At 46.5% G+C, this 17496-nt stretch carries 17 protein-coding genes; 3 read left to right on the top strand and 14 right to left on the bottom strand.

Features of this window, described 5'->3' with window-relative positions:
• Window positions 1-11: 11 nt before the first annotated feature.
• Together ilvM and ilvG are read right to left on the bottom strand one after the other, a co-directional pair.
• A complete protein-coding gene (gene ilvM, locus ITG10_RS07615; RefSeq protein ID WP_017055442.1) occupies window positions 12-296 on the bottom strand; it encodes an acetolactate synthase 2 small subunit in 285 nt (94 codons plus the stop codon).
• Window position 297: 1 nt separating this feature from the next.
• Window positions 298-1944: an acetolactate synthase 2 catalytic subunit gene (ilvG, locus tag ITG10_RS07610; RefSeq protein ID WP_017631542.1), complete on the bottom strand. Its 1647-nt coding sequence runs from the start codon at window positions 1942-1944 to the stop codon at window positions 298-300.
• A 472-nt stretch (window positions 1945-2416) separates the two neighbouring features.
• On the opposite strand from ilvG, the gene ITG10_RS07605 reads away from it, so the two are divergent.
• Window positions 2417-3940, top strand: a complete 1524-nt coding sequence (locus ITG10_RS07605) for a YifB family Mg chelatase-like AAA ATPase (RefSeq protein ID WP_017058783.1) — start codon at window positions 2417-2419, stop codon at window positions 3938-3940.
• A 63-nt stretch (window positions 3941-4003) separates the two neighbouring features.
• Here the strand turns inward: ITG10_RS07605 and ITG10_RS07600 are convergent, their stop codons facing one another.
• From ITG10_RS07600 to ITG10_RS07575, 6 genes are all read right to left on the bottom strand, one after another.
• A complete protein-coding gene (locus ITG10_RS07600; protein ID WP_017631541.1) occupies window positions 4004-4960 on the bottom strand; it encodes a DUF2860 domain-containing protein in 957 nt (318 codons plus the stop codon).
• A gap of 139 nt (window positions 4961-5099) precedes the next feature.
• Window positions 5100-5699, bottom strand: coding sequence for a thiol:disulfide interchange protein DsbA/DsbL (locus ITG10_RS07595; RefSeq protein WP_017631540.1), 600 nt, complete (start codon window positions 5697-5699; stop codon window positions 5100-5102).
• 55 nt (window positions 5700-5754) lie between these two features.
• Entirely contained in the window at window positions 5755-6741 is a 987-nt protein-coding gene (locus ITG10_RS07590) for a serine/threonine protein kinase (RefSeq protein WP_017631539.1), read from the bottom strand.
• A 73-nt stretch (window positions 6742-6814) separates the two neighbouring features.
• Window positions 6815-8233 carry a cytochrome c oxidase accessory protein CcoG gene (gene ccoG / locus ITG10_RS07585; RefSeq protein ID WP_017631538.1) on the bottom strand — a complete coding sequence of 473 codons (1419 nt, stop codon included), beginning with the start codon at window positions 8231-8233 and terminating at the stop codon, window positions 6815-6817.
• A 326-nt stretch (window positions 8234-8559) separates the two neighbouring features.
• Window positions 8560-8823 (bottom strand): YihD family protein, encoded by a 264-nt coding sequence (locus ITG10_RS07580; protein ID WP_017631537.1) that lies wholly within the window; start codon window positions 8821-8823, stop codon window positions 8560-8562.
• A gap of 131 nt (window positions 8824-8954) precedes the next feature.
• Window positions 8955-9122 carry a hypothetical protein gene (locus tag ITG10_RS07575; RefSeq protein ID WP_004735761.1) on the bottom strand — a complete coding sequence of 56 codons (168 nt, stop codon included), beginning with the start codon at window positions 9120-9122 and terminating at the stop codon, window positions 8955-8957.
• A gap of 283 nt (window positions 9123-9405) precedes the next feature.
• On the opposite strand from ITG10_RS07575, the gene ITG10_RS07570 reads away from it, so the two are divergent.
• Together ITG10_RS07570 and ITG10_RS07565 are read left to right on the top strand one after the other, a co-directional pair.
• Window positions 9406-10197 carry a sporulation protein gene (locus ITG10_RS07570; protein WP_017631536.1) on the top strand — a complete coding sequence of 264 codons (792 nt, stop codon included), beginning with the start codon at window positions 9406-9408 and terminating at the stop codon, window positions 10195-10197.
• Between the two features lie 156 nt (window positions 10198-10353).
• Entirely contained in the window at window positions 10354-11007 is a 654-nt protein-coding gene (locus tag ITG10_RS07565) for a hemolysin III family protein (RefSeq protein WP_017631535.1), read from the top strand.
• Window positions 11008-11025: 18 nt separating this feature from the next.
• Here the strand turns inward: ITG10_RS07565 and ITG10_RS07560 are convergent, their stop codons facing one another.
• The 6 genes from ITG10_RS07560 to def form a co-directional block, all read right to left on the bottom strand.
• Complete coding sequence (locus ITG10_RS07560; protein ID WP_017631534.1) at window positions 11026-11565, bottom strand: DUF3157 family protein; 540 nt, start codon at window positions 11563-11565, stop codon at window positions 11026-11028.
• Between the two features lie 26 nt (window positions 11566-11591).
• On the bottom strand, window positions 11592-13037 hold the full coding sequence (locus ITG10_RS07555; RefSeq protein ID WP_026084319.1) for a TrkH family potassium uptake protein: 1446 nt from the start codon (window positions 13035-13037) through the stop codon (window positions 11592-11594).
• A gap of 76 nt (window positions 13038-13113) precedes the next feature.
• A complete protein-coding gene (trkA, locus tag ITG10_RS07550; RefSeq protein WP_004739332.1) occupies window positions 13114-14490 on the bottom strand; it encodes a Trk system potassium transporter TrkA in 1377 nt (458 codons plus the stop codon).
• Window positions 14491-14599: 109 nt separating this feature from the next.
• Complete coding sequence (gene rsmB, locus ITG10_RS07545; protein WP_017631532.1) at window positions 14600-15880, bottom strand: 16S rRNA (cytosine(967)-C(5))-methyltransferase RsmB; 1281 nt, start codon at window positions 15878-15880, stop codon at window positions 14600-14602.
• A 91-nt stretch (window positions 15881-15971) separates the two neighbouring features.
• Window positions 15972-16919 carry a methionyl-tRNA formyltransferase gene (fmt, locus tag ITG10_RS07540; RefSeq protein ID WP_017631531.1) on the bottom strand — a complete coding sequence of 316 codons (948 nt, stop codon included), beginning with the start codon at window positions 16917-16919 and terminating at the stop codon, window positions 15972-15974.
• Window positions 16920-16956: 37 nt separating this feature from the next.
• Window positions 16957-17469: a peptide deformylase gene (gene def / locus ITG10_RS07535; RefSeq protein ID WP_017058772.1), complete on the bottom strand. Its 513-nt coding sequence runs from the start codon at window positions 17467-17469 to the stop codon at window positions 16957-16959.
• Window positions 17470-17496: the final 27 nt, after the last annotated feature.

Raw genomic sequence — 17496 nt, 5'->3', positions numbered from 1 at the left:
TTTGCGGTTCCTTATGCGTTTATCTTTTGTTGTAAGTTGTTGTTTGGCAGTTCATTACGACTGATAGAAATGACGTCAACGGTACGCACATCCCACAGCTTTTCGATTTGGTTTACCAAGAAAGAGATCGGACGGTCACTGTCGACGATGATCTCAACACTCGCCACTTTGCTTTCGTGGTTTTGAGTGCCCGCAACTTGCTTAACAATGAAGCCACGGTGGCGGATAACACGAAGAACACGCTCTAGTAGTACAGGCTTATCATCGGCTTTGATGTCTAATAGGTATCTTTTCATGTTATGTGTTCTCCAACATCTCACTGTTTGAAGCACCTGGCGGTACTAGTGGCCATACGTTTTCTTCTTCATCGATAAGAACATGAAGTAGGTAAGCGGTTTTGCTCTCTAGCATCTCTTTCAATGCTGGTTCTACTTCTTCTTTACGAGTGATGGTTTTTCCTGGGATATCGAACGCTTTCGCGAGCATCACGAAATCAGGGTTGTCATCTAAGATAGTTTCACTGTGGCGGCCATCAAAGAACAGCGATTGCCATTGGCGAACCATGCCCAAACGAGAGTTATTAAGCAGTACCATCTTCACTGGGATCTGACGACGCTTCAATGTGCCAAGCTCTTGGATGTTCATCATGAACGAGCCGTCACCAGAGATAAGTATAGATTGGTCATCAGGACGCCCAACCGATGCACCCATTGCAGCTGGCAAGCCAAAGCCCATGGTGCCTAAACCGGCAGAGGTAATGAAGTTCTGTGGATCGCGAGGCTGAATATGCTGAGCAGCCCACATTTGGTGTTGGCCCACATCGGTCGAAACCATAGAGCTTGCTGGCATCATGTCTGAAAGTTGCTTCAACAGCAGTGGAGCAAAGATCAGATCGCCAGGGTGGTCGTAACGCCATTTGAATGAGCTACGAAGGCCTTCAGAGTGGTGAACCCAAGAGGAGATGTCTTGGCTTAACTCTAGTTGAGGCATGATCTTGTTGATGTCACCACGAATTGGCGCATTGGCAAGACGCAGTTTGCTGAACTCAGCGGCATCGATATCGATATGGATAACTTTAGCGTGCGGTGCAAAGGTATCGAGTTTGCCGGTTACTCGGTCATCAAAACGAGCACCGACAACAATCAATAGGTCGCTCTCTTGAACCACAAGGTTAGCGGCTTTAGTGCCGTGCATACCCAGCATACCAAGGTAGTGTGGGTCGTCACGTTCGATAGTCCCCAAGCCTTTCAGCGTGCTTACCGCTGGCATTGGGTTAAGGCGTAAAAACTCGCGAACCGCATCGGTTGCTTTAGCAAGTTGAACACCACCACCTACGTATAAAACAGGACGGGTCGCTTGAGACAAAAAGTACTGTGCCTGTTCAATGGCATCAGTTGTCGCAACAGGAATTGCGGGTGGAGTAAATTCAGGAAGAGTGTTAACGGGTGCTTCTGCTAGTTGAACGTCTTTCGCTATATCGACGATAACCGGGCCAGGACGGCCAGACTTTGCTACCACAAACGCTTCTGCGAGGGTTGGAGCAAGATCTTCAATATCAGTTACTAGGTAGCTGTGTTTAGTACATGACAGAGACATACCAATTACATCCATTTCTTGGAATGCATCGGTACCAATGTGGGAACTTGCAACCTGACCTGTGATGGCAACCATTGGGATAGAGTCCATAAAGGCATCAGCAAGGCCTGTAACTAGGTTGGTAGCACCTGGGCCAGATGTTGCCATACAAACAGCGACATCTTGTGTTGCTCGAGCCATGCCGATCGCGGCCATAGCAGCGCCTTGCTCATGGCGACATAGGATATGTTCAACCCCGCCGTCATAGAGTGCATCGTAGATTGGCATGATGGCACCACCTGGGTAACCAAATACGGTCTCAATTCCTTGTTGCTTGAGTGCGGATACGACTAGTTCTGCGCCTTTCATCGGAATTCTCCCGTATTACCTTTATTTTGGTAACTGTTTCCTTTGTCTCTGCACATCTTGTGCTCCCATTCTTCCTGTAAATCGGCAAAGCCGAAAATGCTCAAAAATATAAAAATCGAATGTTTAAATTAGAAAAAACCCCCGGACTTGTCAGTGCGGGGGTTTTTTCTAATTCGTGGTTACTTTCTTCCCACTCGCCCCCGCGCAGTCTTAATAATGACTACGATAATCAGGTTAATCAGTGCGTAAATGCGAGCGTTAAAAATCATAATATTCGAGTTTTCTCGTTTATTGTCTTCAGTAAATGTCTACATCTCTAGTGTTATCACACAAATCTGCTGCATGACAAGGAAAATGTCATTCTTTTTTCACATTAAAACACCATTCCACCACGCTATATAACAACCTTATCGCTTTGGTGAGCAATGAATATCCAGGGCGAATACTTTTAAATCAAAGACAAAGGAAAGTTATGGGACTCGCGATAATTCATAGTCGAGCTAGTGTGGGTGTAGAGGCTCCAGAAGTGACCGTAGAGGTGCATATCAGCAATGGAATGCCCGGTTTTACGTTGGTGGGTTTACCAGAAACAACGGTCAAGGAATCTAAAGATCGAGTGAGAAGCGCGATCATCAATTCTCGCTTTGAGTTTCCATCCAAAAGAATCACGGTTAACTTAGCTCCTGCAGATTTACCGAAAGAAGGCGGGCGGTTTGACTTGCCAATCGCGCTTGGGATTTTAGTTGCGTCGGACCAGTTACCCACATCAAAAATAGCTCAACATGAGTTTATTGGTGAGCTGGCGCTGTCGGGTGAGTTGCGCTCGGTTAAAGGAGTTCTACCAGCTACATTAGCGGCGGATAGTGTTGAGCGATGCTTGGTGGTACCTCATCACAATGGCGATCAGGCAGCCCTAGTCGGGAAAGGGGCACATAAGTCTGCACAAACCTTGTTGGAGGTTTGTGCGGATATGTGTGGTCAGGCTCAGCTTGGTCTATATAGAACGGAACATCATCAGGCTGATGTTTCAGTGCTTCGCGACCTACAAGATATTATCGGCCAACAACAAGGCAAGCGAGCTCTGGAGATAGCCGCTGCTGGGAACCACAACTTACTGTTCCTTGGCCCGCCCGGAACAGGCAAGACCATGCTCGCTTCTCGACTGCGTGACTTGCTACCTGAAATGAGTGATGACGAGGCGATGGAAACCGCGTCGGTGGCTTCGTTAACGCAACAAGAGATTAATCAATACAACTGGAAGCAACGACCTTTTCGATCGCCTCACCATTCGAGTTCGATGGCGGCATTGGTGGGTGGTGGTTCGGTACCTCGCCCTGGAGAGATCTCTCTGGCCCACAATGGCTTACTGTTTCTGGATGAAATGCCCGAATTTGAGCGTAAAGTGCTTGATTCACTGCGAGAGCCACTAGAGTCGGGCGAGATAATTATTTCGCGCGCGGCGGGTAAGACTCGTTTTCCTGCGCGCTTTCAATTAGTCGGTGCATTGAACCCTAGCCCGACAGGTTATTACGAGGGAAATCAAGCTCGCGCAAACCCACAGATCATCCTTCGTTACCTCAATCGCTTATCCGGACCATTGTTGGATAGATTCGATATGTCTTTAGAGATCCCTCTGTTGCCAAAAGGAATGTTAGCCGAAGGTGGCGACCGCGGTGAAACGACTCAAGTAGTTAAGCAAAGGGTCAGGCAGGCGCGAGAGTTGATGTTATCTCGAAACCATAAATCGAATGCACTGTTAGGTAGCCGAGAAATTGAGAAGTATTGCCCATTAAGACGTGAGGATGCTGAGTTTCTGGAAACGGCGTTGCACCGATTGGGTTTATCGATTCGTGCTTATCATCGAATCATTAAGGTGGCACGAACCATTGCCGACCTTGACGGTAACGAGCAGATCGAAAAGAAACATCTATCAGAAGCGCTTGGCTATCGAGCGATGGATCGATTGTTGAAACAACTCACGGCACAAGCTGTCTAGCAAGTAGAAAAAAGCCTGCTTAGATGCAGGCTTTCGTTGGATTGCAGTTCATACTCGCTAAGGTTAGAACTTGTAGTTCAAGCCAACTGAAACGATATATTGAGACTCGTCGTAGAAGGTAATGTTCGAGTCGCTGGTGCCGTAGCCCGCCAGTGAAACAAACGACCAGTTTTCCCAATCCATGAATTGGTCATACTCGTAGGCAGCGAATAGGTTGATATTGTCGTCGCTGCGTTTCTTGTCGTAGATAGGGTTGCTGGCATCGTAAGAGCGTTGGTTATAACCCGCCGTTAGTGCGTACTGGTGACGCCCCATGCCACCAAACAAGCTTACCTCACCGCCGAATTGGTCGTAAGACTCAGCTTTACCATCTGCATCACGTGTTTGGTAGATGATAGATGGAATAAGCATCATGGTACGACTTAATGGCAGGCGATATTGACCTTTCAAATAGAGAGTATTTGCATCTCGTTTGAGCTCTTGCTCTTGAATATCATCCTTGTCGACATCTTTAGTCGCATAAGCCATGTCTAGTGAAAAAGCTGAGCCCGCAATGCTGCTTAGTTTCAAACGAAAGGCATTGCCAGTTTCATCGGTCTTCGTACGAGCTGATGTGGTGTTGTACGGATCAGCCCAGGTCTCACCTGACATAATGGTTGGCAGCAGTGACGCGTCGATCACCATGCCAGACTCAAGCTGGTATTTATAACCAACTTCTAGCACAACAGTACCCGTAGCTACGTCATCACGAGCGGTACCCGTGTAAACCTGGTGATTTAGCTTCTCACCAAAGGTATAAGCAACACTGCCTAAAGGGGCGACAAGAAACGAGCTTTCTGAAGAAGCCTTCTGATTTATAGATGAAAGATTGCTATCAGCATCGGTATTAAAGTTTGAGGTAGAAGAGGCGACTCCGGTATTGATAGAGATTTCACCACTGAAACCTTGTTGGTCTGCAAGCTTGGCAAAAGCAGGAGAAGCCGCAACGCTTAATGCCAAGAGAGTTATTTTTATTTTCATTTAAGGGCTCCTTGCCCACCGATTCTTAGGACGGGTTATTAATATCAGTAAAGCACTGCGTTTTCTGGCTTATTATTTATCAATGATGATTTTTGAACTAGCAAAAAAAAGGAAGCCGAAGCTTCCTTTCATCAATGACTTACTTCTTCAATAAGAAGTTCACGAGCTCGAAGTACTCATCAAGAGAGTTGATACCTTGAGCTTCTACTAGGTAGCGGTTGTTAACCACAACAGCTGGTACACCTGAAAGGCCGCTGTCTTTGAATGCTTTGTCGAAGCGACGAACCATAGAGTCTACTGCAAAGCCGTTATACGCAGCATCGAACTTCTTCGCATCAATACCTTCGTCTAGGAAGATTTGACGCAGCTCTTCTTCATCACGTGGTGGTTTGTTCATTGTGTGGATGCGGTTAAACATCACTGGCACCATTTTGTCTTCCACTTTCAGTGCAATCATGGTCGCGTAAGCTTTGCTCATTGGCAGACCCATGTTGCCCCCCATGAATGAAACATGGTTCTTCTGTAGCTTAGCGTCTTTAGGTAGCTGTTGTTTTAGCTGTTGGATGATTGGCTCAAAGCTATTACAGTGTGGGCAGTAAAAAGAGAAGAACTCTGTCACCATTGGTTTTTTTGATGCTTCTAGGTCGAGAACTTTGTAGTGTTCACCTTCGTTAAATTTCGCAGCGTGAGCTGAAAGGCTCAACATGATCAATGAGAAAAATGCGAATAGCTTTTTCATTTATCCAATCTCCATTATGTTTGAATTTTTATCTAGTTATATGTTGCGATTGCTGTTACCACTGAGGCATTAACGAAAGTGGTGGCTCTTGCAGGGTAGCAATTTGCTCTTTACAAGCAAGTACTTGTTGCTCCCAATATTTCGGGTCATTAAACCATGGGAAGGCCAAAGGAAACGCAGGATCATGCCATCGTTTCGCCAACCATGCCATGTAATGCACCATACGTAGACCGCGTAGTGGTTCGATTAGTTTCAGTTGTGCGGTATTAAAATCGCAAAATTCTTGGTAACTCTCTAGCAAAATATCCAGTTGCATCAGCTTATCTTGACGTTCGCCATTAAGCAGCATCCACAGATCTTGTATCGCAGGACCGTTACGTGCGTCATCAAGGTCGACGAACATTGGCCCATCGCGCCACAAGATATTGCCTGGGTGGCAGTCACCATGCAGGCGGATATTGTCAATGTTGCTTGGCCACTGGCTTTCTAGCTCTTTGATCAGAAGGTCAACGTCATTGAAGAACGCATTTTCTAGGTGCGTCGGGATAAACTGAGAGTTCTCTAGAATCTTACGTGGCTGATAAAGGTATTCATCTAAGCTGATAGTCGGGCGGTGCTGGAATGTTTTGCCTGCACTTGCTTTGTGAATTCGGCCAAGGAAGCGACCTACACCTTCCAATTGGTTTAAGTTATCCACTTCATACTGCCTGCCACCGACACTTTCAAATAGTGCAAATAGGTAGCCTTGGTATTCATGTAAGGTTGCACCGTTGATTCGCATTGGAGGAGCAACCGGCATCTCTTGTTCGATAAGCTCGAGTGCGAAGTCATGCTCTTCTTGGATCTGTGCTTTGTCCCAGCGTTGCGGACGATAAAACTTAACGACGTAGCGCTTACGGTCTTCATCGGTGAACTGATAGACACGGTTTTCGTAACTGTTGAGAGCGAGAAGCCCGGATTCAGCGCGAACTCCGATGCTCTCCAGTGCGTACCACATGAAGTCAGGAGTCAGGTTATCAAAGTTAAAGGCTTGCATCGTCATAGAATAAAAAAGGCTCATTACTGAGCCTTTTTCCATTTATTGGGTTGTTATACCAAGCACTAAGGTGCGGGTATCAGAGCTTCTTGATAAAGCGGCTTTCGACTTCCATCGTAAACTCTTCATTATCCGAGAGTATAAACTGAATTGTCGAAACTGGTGAGCTCAGTTTTTCTGGGTCGACGCCTAAACTGATAGGTAGGTTCAAAACCTCGCCTGGATCGACAGTAATCGTCTGTTTGCCATACCAGATAGAATCGGGCAGTCCGCTAACATCGAGTTTGTACTCTTGCTCTTGTTGAGTCTTGTTGATCACTTTCAAGGTGTAGGTATTTTCAACTAACCCTTGGTTATTGACTCTGAACAGCTGGTTTCTGTCACGCAGAACACTTAGGCCGGCAGGATCAACGCTCGCGATTTGGGCGAAGAACAAGCCCAGCATCACTATCAAGATGGCGCCATAGCCCAACAGCTTGGGACGCATTACCTTGGTCGAGTGACCTTCAAGTCTGTGCTCGGTGGTGTAATTGATCAGGCCTTTTTCATAGCCCATACGCTCCATGGTGTTGTCACAGGCATCAATACACGCACCGCAGTTAATGCATTCGTATTGTAAGCCGTCACGAATATCGATACCTGTCGGGCAGACTTGAACGCATAAATTACAGTCAATACAGTCACCAAGGCCAAGCTCTTTTGGATCGGCTTTACGAGAACGAGGGCCGCGGCTTTCACCACGTTCTGTGTCGTAACCAACGATGAAGGTGTCTTTATCGAACATTGCCGACTGGAAACGTGCGTAAGGGCACATGTGCAGACAAACAATCGAGCGCATCCAACCTGCGTTGGCATAGGTACAGCCCGCAAAGAACAATACCCAAAACACAGGCCAGAAAGTCGAGTTTAAGGTAAAGAAGCCAACCACTAACTCTTTGATTGGGATGAAGTAACCAACAAAGGTTAAGCCGGTCGCAATGGCAATCGCCCACCACGCAATGTGTTTGAGGGTTTTTCTGAGGATTAAATTGCTCGTCAGTTTGCCCGAGTCTTGTTTTCTTCGCTTATTGGCAGCACCTTCCAGTTTCTCTTCGAACCAGATGTACATGAAGGTCCAGACGGTTTGTGGGCATAAATAACCACACCAGACACGGCCTAAGAAGGTGGTTATGAAGAATAAGCCAAACGCGGCAATCATAAATAGGATCGCGAGTAGGGTCAGATCTTGTGGGTATAACGTTGTGCCAAAGAAGTTGAACTGTTGGCTGCCGATATCGAGCAAGATCGCTTGGCGTTCACCAAATGGAATCCATGGGATAAGCGCAAAAAGTAAAAGTAAGAACCAACCGCCATAGCGACGCAGTTGTTGGAATTTACCTTTGCTTTCTCGAACGTAGATTCGGTTACTTGGGTTAAATCGATCTCCATTACCTTTATGTGTTTTTGGGTTAAAGGTTTTAGGAGTCACATCTTTGATATCGATTTTATCCTGACTCATGGACTATCCTTTTTGTGGCTTATTTGCCCGGTTAAATCGGACATGACGACATTACTTGAAAGTATGGTTTAGAGAACCTGTTGAAATTGAGCTTGGTGCATTTGTTGTTATCGCACTCACTCTTATTATTTTAGAAGATTCTTATGGATGGCGATTATAGCGACAATCTTGTTCTCATTTCTTTAACGCTATCAACCTTTAACAACAAAAGTCATAACAGTTATGACGAAAAAATAGCGAACAGAAACAAAAAAGCGACCAGAGGTCGCTTTTTAGAATTGAGCAATTTATTGATAAGGCAATTAAGCTTTAACGCATTTAAGCTGTTAAAGGATGCCACGCGCTTTTAGAATCGCGGTTTTGAAATCATCTTCTTGGTCTTTTTTCAGGCCTGGGATCATTTCATCTTTTTCGCTGTTGCGCATTTTTAGGTGATAGATAAGAACATCGTCAGTCAGTTCTTCAAGCTTGCCTTGGTAGCCCGCTTCTTTTGATAGCTTAATGATGAATTCTAATAGGTTAAGCTCTTGATCTTTCTGCCACTCAGGTTCCATCAGTTCCAGCAGTTCTTCAATGCGATGACACTTCATACTTTATTTCTCCACAAATTTTATAATGATTTGTGGCTAAGGTATCAAATCGGATAGGGAATACCAATGTGTAAACACATTTCAATATGAGAGCGGGCAAGAAAAAAGCGCAGTAAAAACTGCGCTTTTCGTTAAGCGGCTTTAATTACTTTTGTTGCAGTCGGTGCCAATAAAGCAGTCTTCTGAACTAGAGTCATTGTAGGAGCCAATTTCTTAGCCGTTGGAGCAGCAACAAAGCCACTACGACGACGCATCGCACTACGGTTGGTGTGCGAGAACCTGACAGCTGTTGGGCGCATTAATTTACCTAACGGTCAGGCATATCCATTGCCAATCTAATGGCCTGATTTATCATGAGCTTCACTTCAATTACTTGAAGCGTCACTCGTCTGGCTTTCGCCAATCCGAAAAATAAATCAGGATAATGATATGCATGCATATCAAGGCTTAGATTATCACTATCTAAGTTATCAATCGACGCTTGAGTGATAATTAAACGATATTAGAGCTAAAATAGTGTGAGCAGTATATTTGAGTTTGAACCTCTTTCAGGCTTAAGATGATGCTTTAAAGGAGGTGCATATGTCGTTCTTAAAGAAAACGTTAGCAAGTTTTGGAATTGGATCTGCCAAGGTGGATTCTGTATTGCAACAGGAAGTGCTTTATCCAGGCAAGAAGGCGAGCATTATTGTGCATGTCTATGGTGGCGCTCAACCACAAGAGATCGACAATATCGATCTCAATTTATGTTGCCGCTATGTCAAAGAAGTCACCATGAATTCCCAGAGACAAGAGGGCGGTCATAAACGCCGAATGCACCAAATATACTCGTTGGCCAAATGGAGCCTACCGTATGCTTTTGTTATTCAACCAGGTGAAACTCGTGATTTTGAGTGTGAATTTGATGTCCCGCTGAATACACCGGTCACGATTGGTGACTCAAAAGTGTGGCTTGAAACTGGCTTGGATATTGCGATGGCGATTGATCCATCGGATAAAGACATCTTAACGGTTCGTCCTGATGCACTCCTCGATGGTATTTTCAACGAACTTGAAGCTCATGGCCTGCGTATCCGCCAAGTGGAATGTGAAGCGGTAGAAGGCTTTGAACTGCCGTTTGTTCAAGAGTTTGAGTTTGTTCCGACGACGGGGCCTTATCATGGCCGCTGGCGTGAACTTGAGGTTGTTGCTCATCGTGATGAAACGGAGCTTAAGCTTTGGTTTGAGATAGACCGTAATCGCGACGGTGCAAAAGGCATGTTGGCGAGTTTATTGGGAGTAGGTCAGTTACAGCGTCAATTGAGTGTGCCATTGGATACCTCTCCGGAAGAAGCTGGCAAGATGGTACTTGAGTATCTAGATAGCGCCTCTTAGTTGACCCTTTGGTTCTTTAGCTTTAGAGAGCACAGTCTCATCACACAGTTTAGGCGTCATTGATGTCATAAAAGATGTCATAAAAATTTAAGCTTACACGTGTAAGCTTAATGTGCAATACTAGGTCAATTGAACATTTACTCTAGTAGGATACTCATGTCTGCATCATCGGCGAGCGAATACAGCAACATCGAAGAACGCGCTAATGCGATAACTCATGGCTTGGGTGTTGTGCTTGGCTTGGTTGGTTTGATTCTGCTACTGATTCGTGCGTTTGACCATCAAGCCGACATGCTGACTATTGCGAGCATGGCGGTGTATGGCAGCAGTATTATCCTACTCTTTCTCGCTTCCACGCTTTATCACTCGATCACCACAGAAAAGACTAAGCGCCTACTGAAAACCCTCGATCACTGTGCGATCTACTTACTGATCGCGGGCAGCTACACGCCATTTTTATTGGTGAGTTTAAGAACACCATTGGCGATGGGCTTGATGGCGGTAATTTGGGGAATCGCGCTGGTGGGCATCATTATGAAGATTGCCTTCGTCTACCGATTTAAGCGTTTGTCATTGGTGACTTACTTGGCGATGGGTTGGTTGTCGTTGATTGTGGTATATCAACTGGCGATGAATATCGAGATGGGTGGTTTGGTGCTACTAGCACTCGGTGGTGTGATTTACTCGCTGGGTGTGATTTTCTATGTGGCAAAACGCATCCCATATAATCATGCCATCTGGCACTTGTTTGTGTTGGCGGGCTGCGCTTGCCATTTCTTCGCTATCTACTTGTACGTGACTCCGGTTTAGCGTTACTACGATAGACTTCTAACGTGTTGAAACGTCGGTAATCTCGACATCGATTTTATATTCCGGGTACTTATCAACATCAATTGCTAAGTACTTACCTTCGGCAGAAGTTTGTGGACGAAGGTAAGTGTCTGCCATACGTTTGATAGATTGCCATGTATTAATGCTTTCTTGATGAAGTAGCTCACCCGTTGGTGAATAGACCGTAACTTTTAAGGTTACTAACACTACCGCTTGCGTGCTCTGGTTAGTAATAGATATCGGTAGAATCAACTGCTCATTTTCGTAGAGTCCAGCCCCAATCAAAACATCCACACCTGATTTAGAAACCTGTAAGCTTGGTTTTGTATCACCAATCGTGATTGTAGTCCCGCGCGTACTTTTGGCTATCGGAATACTTTTTAGTGCAGGCTCTCCGTCAGATGAGATCTTACTATGATATTGCCATGTGAAATCGTCTTTCAGTAAAATTTCTTTACCATCAGGTAGAGTCACCAACTGGTCGGCGAAGGCTGAACTGCTCAGCAGTGCGCTTGCGATAAGTAGGTATGATTTCATCTCTGTTTCCTTAAATATTCGTGCAATTAGCGTCGCCAGAAGGCTGGGAAGAATAGAACGATCAGTGTCAGTATCTCAAGCCTTCCCATCAACATACCTAGGCTCAATAACCACTTAGCGGCGTCTGGCAGTGGAGCAAAGTTACCCGTCGGGCCAATCACACTGCCCATACCTGGGCCAACGTTGGCAACTGCAGTAATAGCGCCTGAGATACTGGTGATTGGGTCTAAACCCATCGCACTCAAGCCACCAGCAATTAAGATAATCGTAATAAAGAACATCAAACCAAACGCTACCAATGAACGCACGATGTCGTCGCTGACAGGACGTTGGTTATAGCGTTGAACAAATACGCCTGATGGGTGAATCAGCTTCATCATCTGTTTGTGAAGCATAGTCATCGCTATCTGGAAGCGGAAGATTTTGATACCACCAGAGGTTGAGCCTGAACAAGCCCCCGCCATCATCAGGAAGGCAAACAAGGTGGTTGGCAGAGCGCCCCACGCTGTGAAGTCTTCCAAGCCAAAACCTGTGGTAGTCACAACCGATACGATGTTGAACATCGAGACACGTAGTGCATCCAATACTGTGTAGCCATCCCTGACCACTAGCCATGTGGAGATCACCGCACTGGTGACTAAGAAAAGGTAAGCGAAGCCTCTCACTTGGGCATCTTTGTAGAGGATAGAGAGCTTTCTACCGCGCAGCGCACTGACAAAGAGTAGGAATGGTAGGCCACCTAAGAACATGAACACGGTGCCCACCCAGTGAGCGCTGTTGGAGAAGTGGTTCATAGAACCGTCTGAGGTTGAGTAACCGCCTGTAGAAAGCGTAGTGAATGAGTGGTTGATGGCATCAAACACGCTCATGCCTGCAAACAGATAGCTCACCAAGCACAAGCCTGTTAATACCAGGTAAACCGCTACGATGTTCTTGGCGACGGTTTTCGCTCTCGGGCTGCTTTTATCTGACCAATCGGAAGACTCGGTTTGGAACAGGCGCATACCACCGACGTTGAGCATTGGTAGAACGGCTACCGCCATAACGATGAAACCGATGCCACCTAACCATTGCAGTATAGAGCGCCATAATAGAATACTTGGCGCCATGCTATCTAAGCCACTCAGTACCGTGGAACCTGTCGTAGTAATACCGGACATGGTTTCAAAGTAGGCGTCAGTGAAGCTGATATGGTTGATGAACACAAATGGCAGCGCGGCGAAGGCACTGGCTATTGTCCACACTAGAGAGGTGATAAGGAACATATCCCGCACCCCAAGCCGAAACTTAGCGGAGCGACCCAAACTCAAGCAGATGAACGCGACGATGTGCGTGATCACCACTGATTGACCAAACTCGAGGAAGCCACCGGTGCCAGTAAAGAAGGCAACCAATGTGGGGATGTACATGAAAAGGGCGAGTTTTGATAACACTAACCCTATCACTAATAATATCGGACGAAAGTTGACCATAGCTTAATAGACCATCGCTTTGTGTCGGAGCCTCGTTCTCACAAGAAGGTTATGAGAAGACGCTTACGAAACAAGGCTATAAGAAGAACGGGCTCGGTTGGAATAGAGACTCAACATCAGGTACGTATTTCTTGTCCACTAGGAACATCACTACGTGGTCATCTTGTTCGATTACGGTTCTATCGTGCGCGATAAGTACCTCTTCTCCGCGAACAATCGCACCAATAGTCGTGCCCGGTGGCAGTTTGATGTCGCCAATTGCTCGGCCAACGACTTTAGATGTGGTTTCGTCACCGTGAGCAATCGCTTCGATCGCCTCTGCAGCGCCGCGACGTAGAGATGATACGTTAACAATATCAGCACGACGAACGTGAGTAAGCAGCGCAGAAATGGTTGCTTGTTGTGGAGAGATCGCAATATCAATCACACCTCCCTGAACAAGGTCGACGTAAGCACCACGCTGAATCAGTACCATTACTTTCTTGGCACCCATGCGCTTAGCCAGCATCGCAGACATGATGTTGGTTTCATCTTCATTGGTTAGGGCGATGAACACATCAACTTGATCGATGTTCTCTTCGGTGAGCAGCTCTTGGTCTGCTGCGTCACCACAGAATACTATGGTGTTTTCTAACTCTTCAGACAGCTTCTCGGCACGAGTGTAGCTGCGCTCGATAAGCTTGATGCTGTAGCTCTGCTCAAGGCGTTTCGCCAAGCTTGCACCAATGTTACCACCACCGACAATCATGATGCGGCGGTACGGTTTCTCTAGGCGTTGTAGCTCACTCATCACTGAGCGGATATGGTTACTTGCCGCTACAAAGAACACTTCATCATCGGCTTCAATGATGGTGGTGCCTTGTGGGCGAATAGGGCGACCTTGACGGAAGATAGCCGCTACACGTGTATCGATGTGCGGCATGTGCTCACGTAAAGCAGACAGGGCATTACCAACCAGTGGGCCACCATAGTAGGCTTTTACCGCCACTAGGCTCACTTTCTGCTCTGCGAAGCTCACCACTTGTAGTGCGCCTGGGTATTGAATTAAACGTTCGATGTAGCTGGTGACCAGTTCTTCCGGTGCGATCAGGTGATCAACCGGGATGGCACCAGATTTGAACAGCGCTTCTTTCTCTTCTAGATATTCTGGAGAGCGAATACGGGCAATTCGGTTTGGCGTGTTGAAAAGAGAGAAGGCAACTTGACATGCAGCCATGTTGGTTTCATCCATGTTGGTTACGGCAACCAACATGTCGGCATCTTGCGCACCCGCTTCACGTAGTGTGTTCGGGTGGCTGGCATAGCCGTTTACAACCCTAAGGTCGTATTTGTCTTGAAGTTCACGCAGTCGGTCGGCATTACGGTCGACGATCGTGATGTCATTGTTTTCACCTACTAGGTTTTCAGCAAGGGTACCGCCTACTTGTCCAGCACCTAGGATAATGATCTTCATAGCCTTTCTCTTATTTTCGCCGTTGTAATTCTAGTGCACTCATTTTGCTTCGATAATGCACTAGAAAGAAACAGCGGCTAAGAAATAAATTCTTAGCCGCTGTTAATTGTTATGCCTGTTTTACTAGAACTGCGTAGTAGAAGCCATCCATATCTTCTTCACCAGGCAGTATTTGACGACCCGGATTTTCGATATCAGACCCAACCAGCGTTGCGTTCTCGGTACGCTCTAGGAAAGCTTTCACTTGCAGAACGTTCTCTTGCGGTGTGATAGAGCATGTCGCGTAAACCATGGTTCCGCCTTCTTTCAGCTGACGCCACATTGCATCCATGATCTCACTTTGCAGTTCCGCAAGTGCATCAATATCAGATGCACGACGTAGCCACTTGATGTCAGGGTGACGGCGGATTACACCTGTCGCAGAACAAGGCGCATCAAGTAGGATACGGTCGAACTTATCGCCCATCCACCACTCTTCAGGGTAGCGAGCATCGCCACAAATTACGTCGGCACGCAGTTGTAGACGTTCAAGGTTATCGTAAACACGGTCTAGGCGTTTAATATCACAGTCAATGGCAACCACTTCAGTGTCGTTAGTGTGCTCAAGAATGTGTGCGGTTTTACCGCCTGGGGCTGCACAACAGTCTAGGATTAGCTCACCATCTTTTGGTGTTAGGTAATCTACAGAAAGCTGAGCCGCTGCGTCTTGTACTGATACCCAACCTCTGTCGAAGCCAGGTAGTAAAGTCACATCGCAAGGTGCGGCCAATTTTATGGCATCCGCCGCTTCTGGGTGCAGTGTGTATTCAATGTTTTCGTTTTTAAGCAGTTCAACATACTCGTCACGCGTGTGGTGTTGGCGGTTTACGCGCAACCACATTGGTGCCTTGCTGTTGTTTGCTTCAACCAGTTGCTCCCATTGATCTGGGTAGCTCTCTTGAAGCATTTTTAGAATCCAGCTTGGGTGGCCGTATTTGCCCGCATTGTGGCTAACCGCTTTCTCATCTAGCTCTTCTTGGTCACGTAGGTAGCTACGTAATACCGCGTTGATCAAACCACTTAGGCTTGGACCACGCAGTGTTTTGGTGCCCTCAACGGTTTCCGCAACGGCAGCGTGCGAAGGAATACGCATGAAACTCAGTTGGTAAATGCCCACCAAAATAAGGTGGTGGAATACACGCTTTTTACCTTTAAGCGGGTTTTCCATCAGTTCGTTAGCGATTGACTCTAGACGAGGCAGGTAACGAAGTGCGCCGTAGCAAATCTCTTGCAATAGAGCATGGTCTCGCGGGCGGATCGTTTTTTGAGCCGCAGGGAGAGCGTGTGAAAGAGAGTGGCCTTTATCGACAACTTGGAATAGGACATTTGCAGCAGCAGCGCGAACATTCATGAGGGGTACCGAATATTTATTTGAATACATGAGGGCATCTCTGCCCTCGTAAAGGTTTTCTAAGCTGCGCTTATGGCAGCTTTAAAAGCGATTAAGAAAGTTGAGTTCCAACTTCAAACCAGCTTGCACGAGAGTTCAAGATGTCCTGAACTGACATGGCTTTTTTACCAGGCACTTGTAGCTGTTCAAGAACAAGTACACCTTGTCCTGTTGCTACGTAGATACCCGTTTTATCGGCTTGCAGAATAGTACCTGCAGGCTTGTTAGAGGTTTGCTCTGCTACACGGCTTTGCCATACTTTGATGCTGTTTTCCGCAGCTTCAAAGTGGCTCATTGGCCATGGGTTGAAAGCACGAATGCAGCGCTCAATATGAGCCGCGTCATCACTCCAGTTGATACGCGCTTCTTCTTTACTTAGCTTCTTCGCGTAGTTAGCAAGTTCGTCGTCTTGCTTCTCAGCTACCGCTTTACCAGAAGCGATGTCAGACAAACACTCAACAAGCGCATCAGGGCCAAGGCCAGCTAGCTTTTCATACATCGAAGCACTGGTATCTGTCGCTTCAATTGGTAGCGTTGCGATGCTTAGCATGTCACCCGTATCTAGGCCAATATCCATCTGCATGATCGTTACGCCTGTCTCTTTATCACCCGCCCAAATAGAACGTTGGATAGGAGCAGCACCACGCCAGCGCGGCAAGATAGAACCATGCACATTGATACAACCTAAGCGAGGTGTATCTAAAACCACTTGTGGAAGCAATAAGCCGTACGCTACAACAACCATGATGTCAGCATTTAAATCCGCTAGTTCTTGCTTAGCTTCATCTGACTTGAAGTTTTCTGGTTGGTAAACCGGAATGTTGTTTTCAAGTGCGATGTTTTTTACTGGGCTCGCAGTTAGTTTTTTACCACGGCCTGCTGGACGATCTGGCTGTGTGTAAACAGCAATAACTTCATGCTCCGAAGACAACAACGCCGCCAAGTGACGGGCGGCGAAATCCGGAGTACCTGCGAAGACAATTCTTAAAGACTGACTCAAGGTAGGCTTCCTTCTAATTTAGTAATAGCAGCGGTGATTAACCCTGTTTCTCGTTGAAACGTTTAATTTTCGCTAGCTTATCTTGGATACGTTTACGCTTTAGTGGCGATAGGTAATCAACAAACAACTTGCCTTCTAGGTGGTCAAGTTCGTGCTGAACACAGATAGCCAGAAGGTCATCAGCATCGAATGTAAATTCGTTGCCGTCACGGTCTAATGCTTTAACCGTTACTTCTGCAGCGCGAGGTACTAGAGCTCGAGCGCCTGGTACAGATAGGCAGCCTTCTTCGATACCATCTTCGCCACGCTTTTCGGTGATTTCAGGGTTGATCAGAACCATAGGCTCATCACGCGTCTCTGAAATATCGATAACAACGATGCGTTGATGGAAATCTACTTGCGTTGCCGCAAGGCCGATACCTTCTTCGTCGTACATGGTTTCAATCATGTCATCAACGAACTTTTGAATCTCTGGGGTAACTTCTTTTACCGGTTTCGCCACGGTACGTAGACGATCATCTGGTAATGTTAATACTTGTAATACAGACATATACACTCGAAATATTGAACTGTGCCG

Origin of the sequence: Vibrio sp. ED004 (assembly GCF_023206395.1) — a bacterium.
Classification (GTDB): domain Bacteria; phylum Pseudomonadota; class Gammaproteobacteria; order Enterobacterales; family Vibrionaceae; genus Vibrio.
This window is presented reverse-complemented; position numbering and strand designations above follow the sequence as displayed.

What these genes read in the sequence shown, in the direction of transcription:
- ITG10_RS07565 (WP_017631535.1), top strand. Translation starts at nt 10,354, where the DNA reads ATGTCTGCATCATCGGCGAGCGAATACAGCAACATCGAAGAACGCGCT.
- ITG10_RS07570 (WP_017631536.1), top strand. Translation starts at nt 9,406, where the DNA reads ATGTCGTTCTTAAAGAAAACGTTAGCAAGTTTTGGAATTGGATCTGCC.
- ilvG (WP_017631542.1), bottom strand. Translation starts at nt 1,944, where the DNA reads ATGAAAGGCGCAGAACTAGTCGTATCCGCACTCAAGCAACAAGGAATT.
- ITG10_RS07555 (WP_026084319.1), bottom strand. Translation starts at nt 13,037, where the DNA reads ATGGTCAACTTTCGTCCGATATTATTAGTGATAGGGTTAGTGTTATCA.
- def (WP_017058772.1), bottom strand. Translation starts at nt 17,469, where the DNA reads ATGTCTGTATTACAAGTATTAACATTACCAGATGATCGTCTACGTACC.
- ITG10_RS07590 (WP_017631539.1), bottom strand. Translation starts at nt 6,741, where the DNA reads ATGACGATGCAAGCCTTTAACTTTGATAACCTGACTCCTGACTTCATG.
- ITG10_RS07560 (WP_017631534.1), bottom strand. Translation starts at nt 11,565, where the DNA reads ATGAAATCATACCTACTTATCGCAAGCGCACTGCTGAGCAGTTCAGCC.
- ilvM (WP_017055442.1), bottom strand. Translation starts at nt 296, where the DNA reads ATGAAAAGATACCTATTAGACATCAAAGCCGATGATAAGCCTGTACTA.
- ITG10_RS07575 (WP_004735761.1), bottom strand. Translation starts at nt 9,122, where the DNA reads ATGCGCCCAACAGCTGTCAGGTTCTCGCACACCAACCGTAGTGCGATG.
- ITG10_RS07595 (WP_017631540.1), bottom strand. Translation starts at nt 5,699, where the DNA reads ATGAAAAAGCTATTCGCATTTTTCTCATTGATCATGTTGAGCCTTTCA.
- ccoG (WP_017631538.1), bottom strand. Translation starts at nt 8,233, where the DNA reads ATGAGTCAGGATAAAATCGATATCAAAGATGTGACTCCTAAAACCTTT.
- ITG10_RS07605 (WP_017058783.1), top strand. Translation starts at nt 2,417, where the DNA reads ATGGGACTCGCGATAATTCATAGTCGAGCTAGTGTGGGTGTAGAGGCT.
- trkA (WP_004739332.1), bottom strand. Translation starts at nt 14,490, where the DNA reads ATGAAGATCATTATCCTAGGTGCTGGACAAGTAGGCGGTACCCTTGCT.
- ITG10_RS07580 (WP_017631537.1), bottom strand. Translation starts at nt 8,823, where the DNA reads ATGAAGTGTCATCGCATTGAAGAACTGCTGGAACTGATGGAACCTGAG.
- rsmB (WP_017631532.1), bottom strand. Translation starts at nt 15,880, where the DNA reads ATGAATGTTCGCGCTGCTGCTGCAAATGTCCTATTCCAAGTTGTCGAT.
- ITG10_RS07600 (WP_017631541.1), bottom strand. Translation starts at nt 4,960, where the DNA reads ATGAAAATAAAAATAACTCTCTTGGCATTAAGCGTTGCGGCTTCTCCT.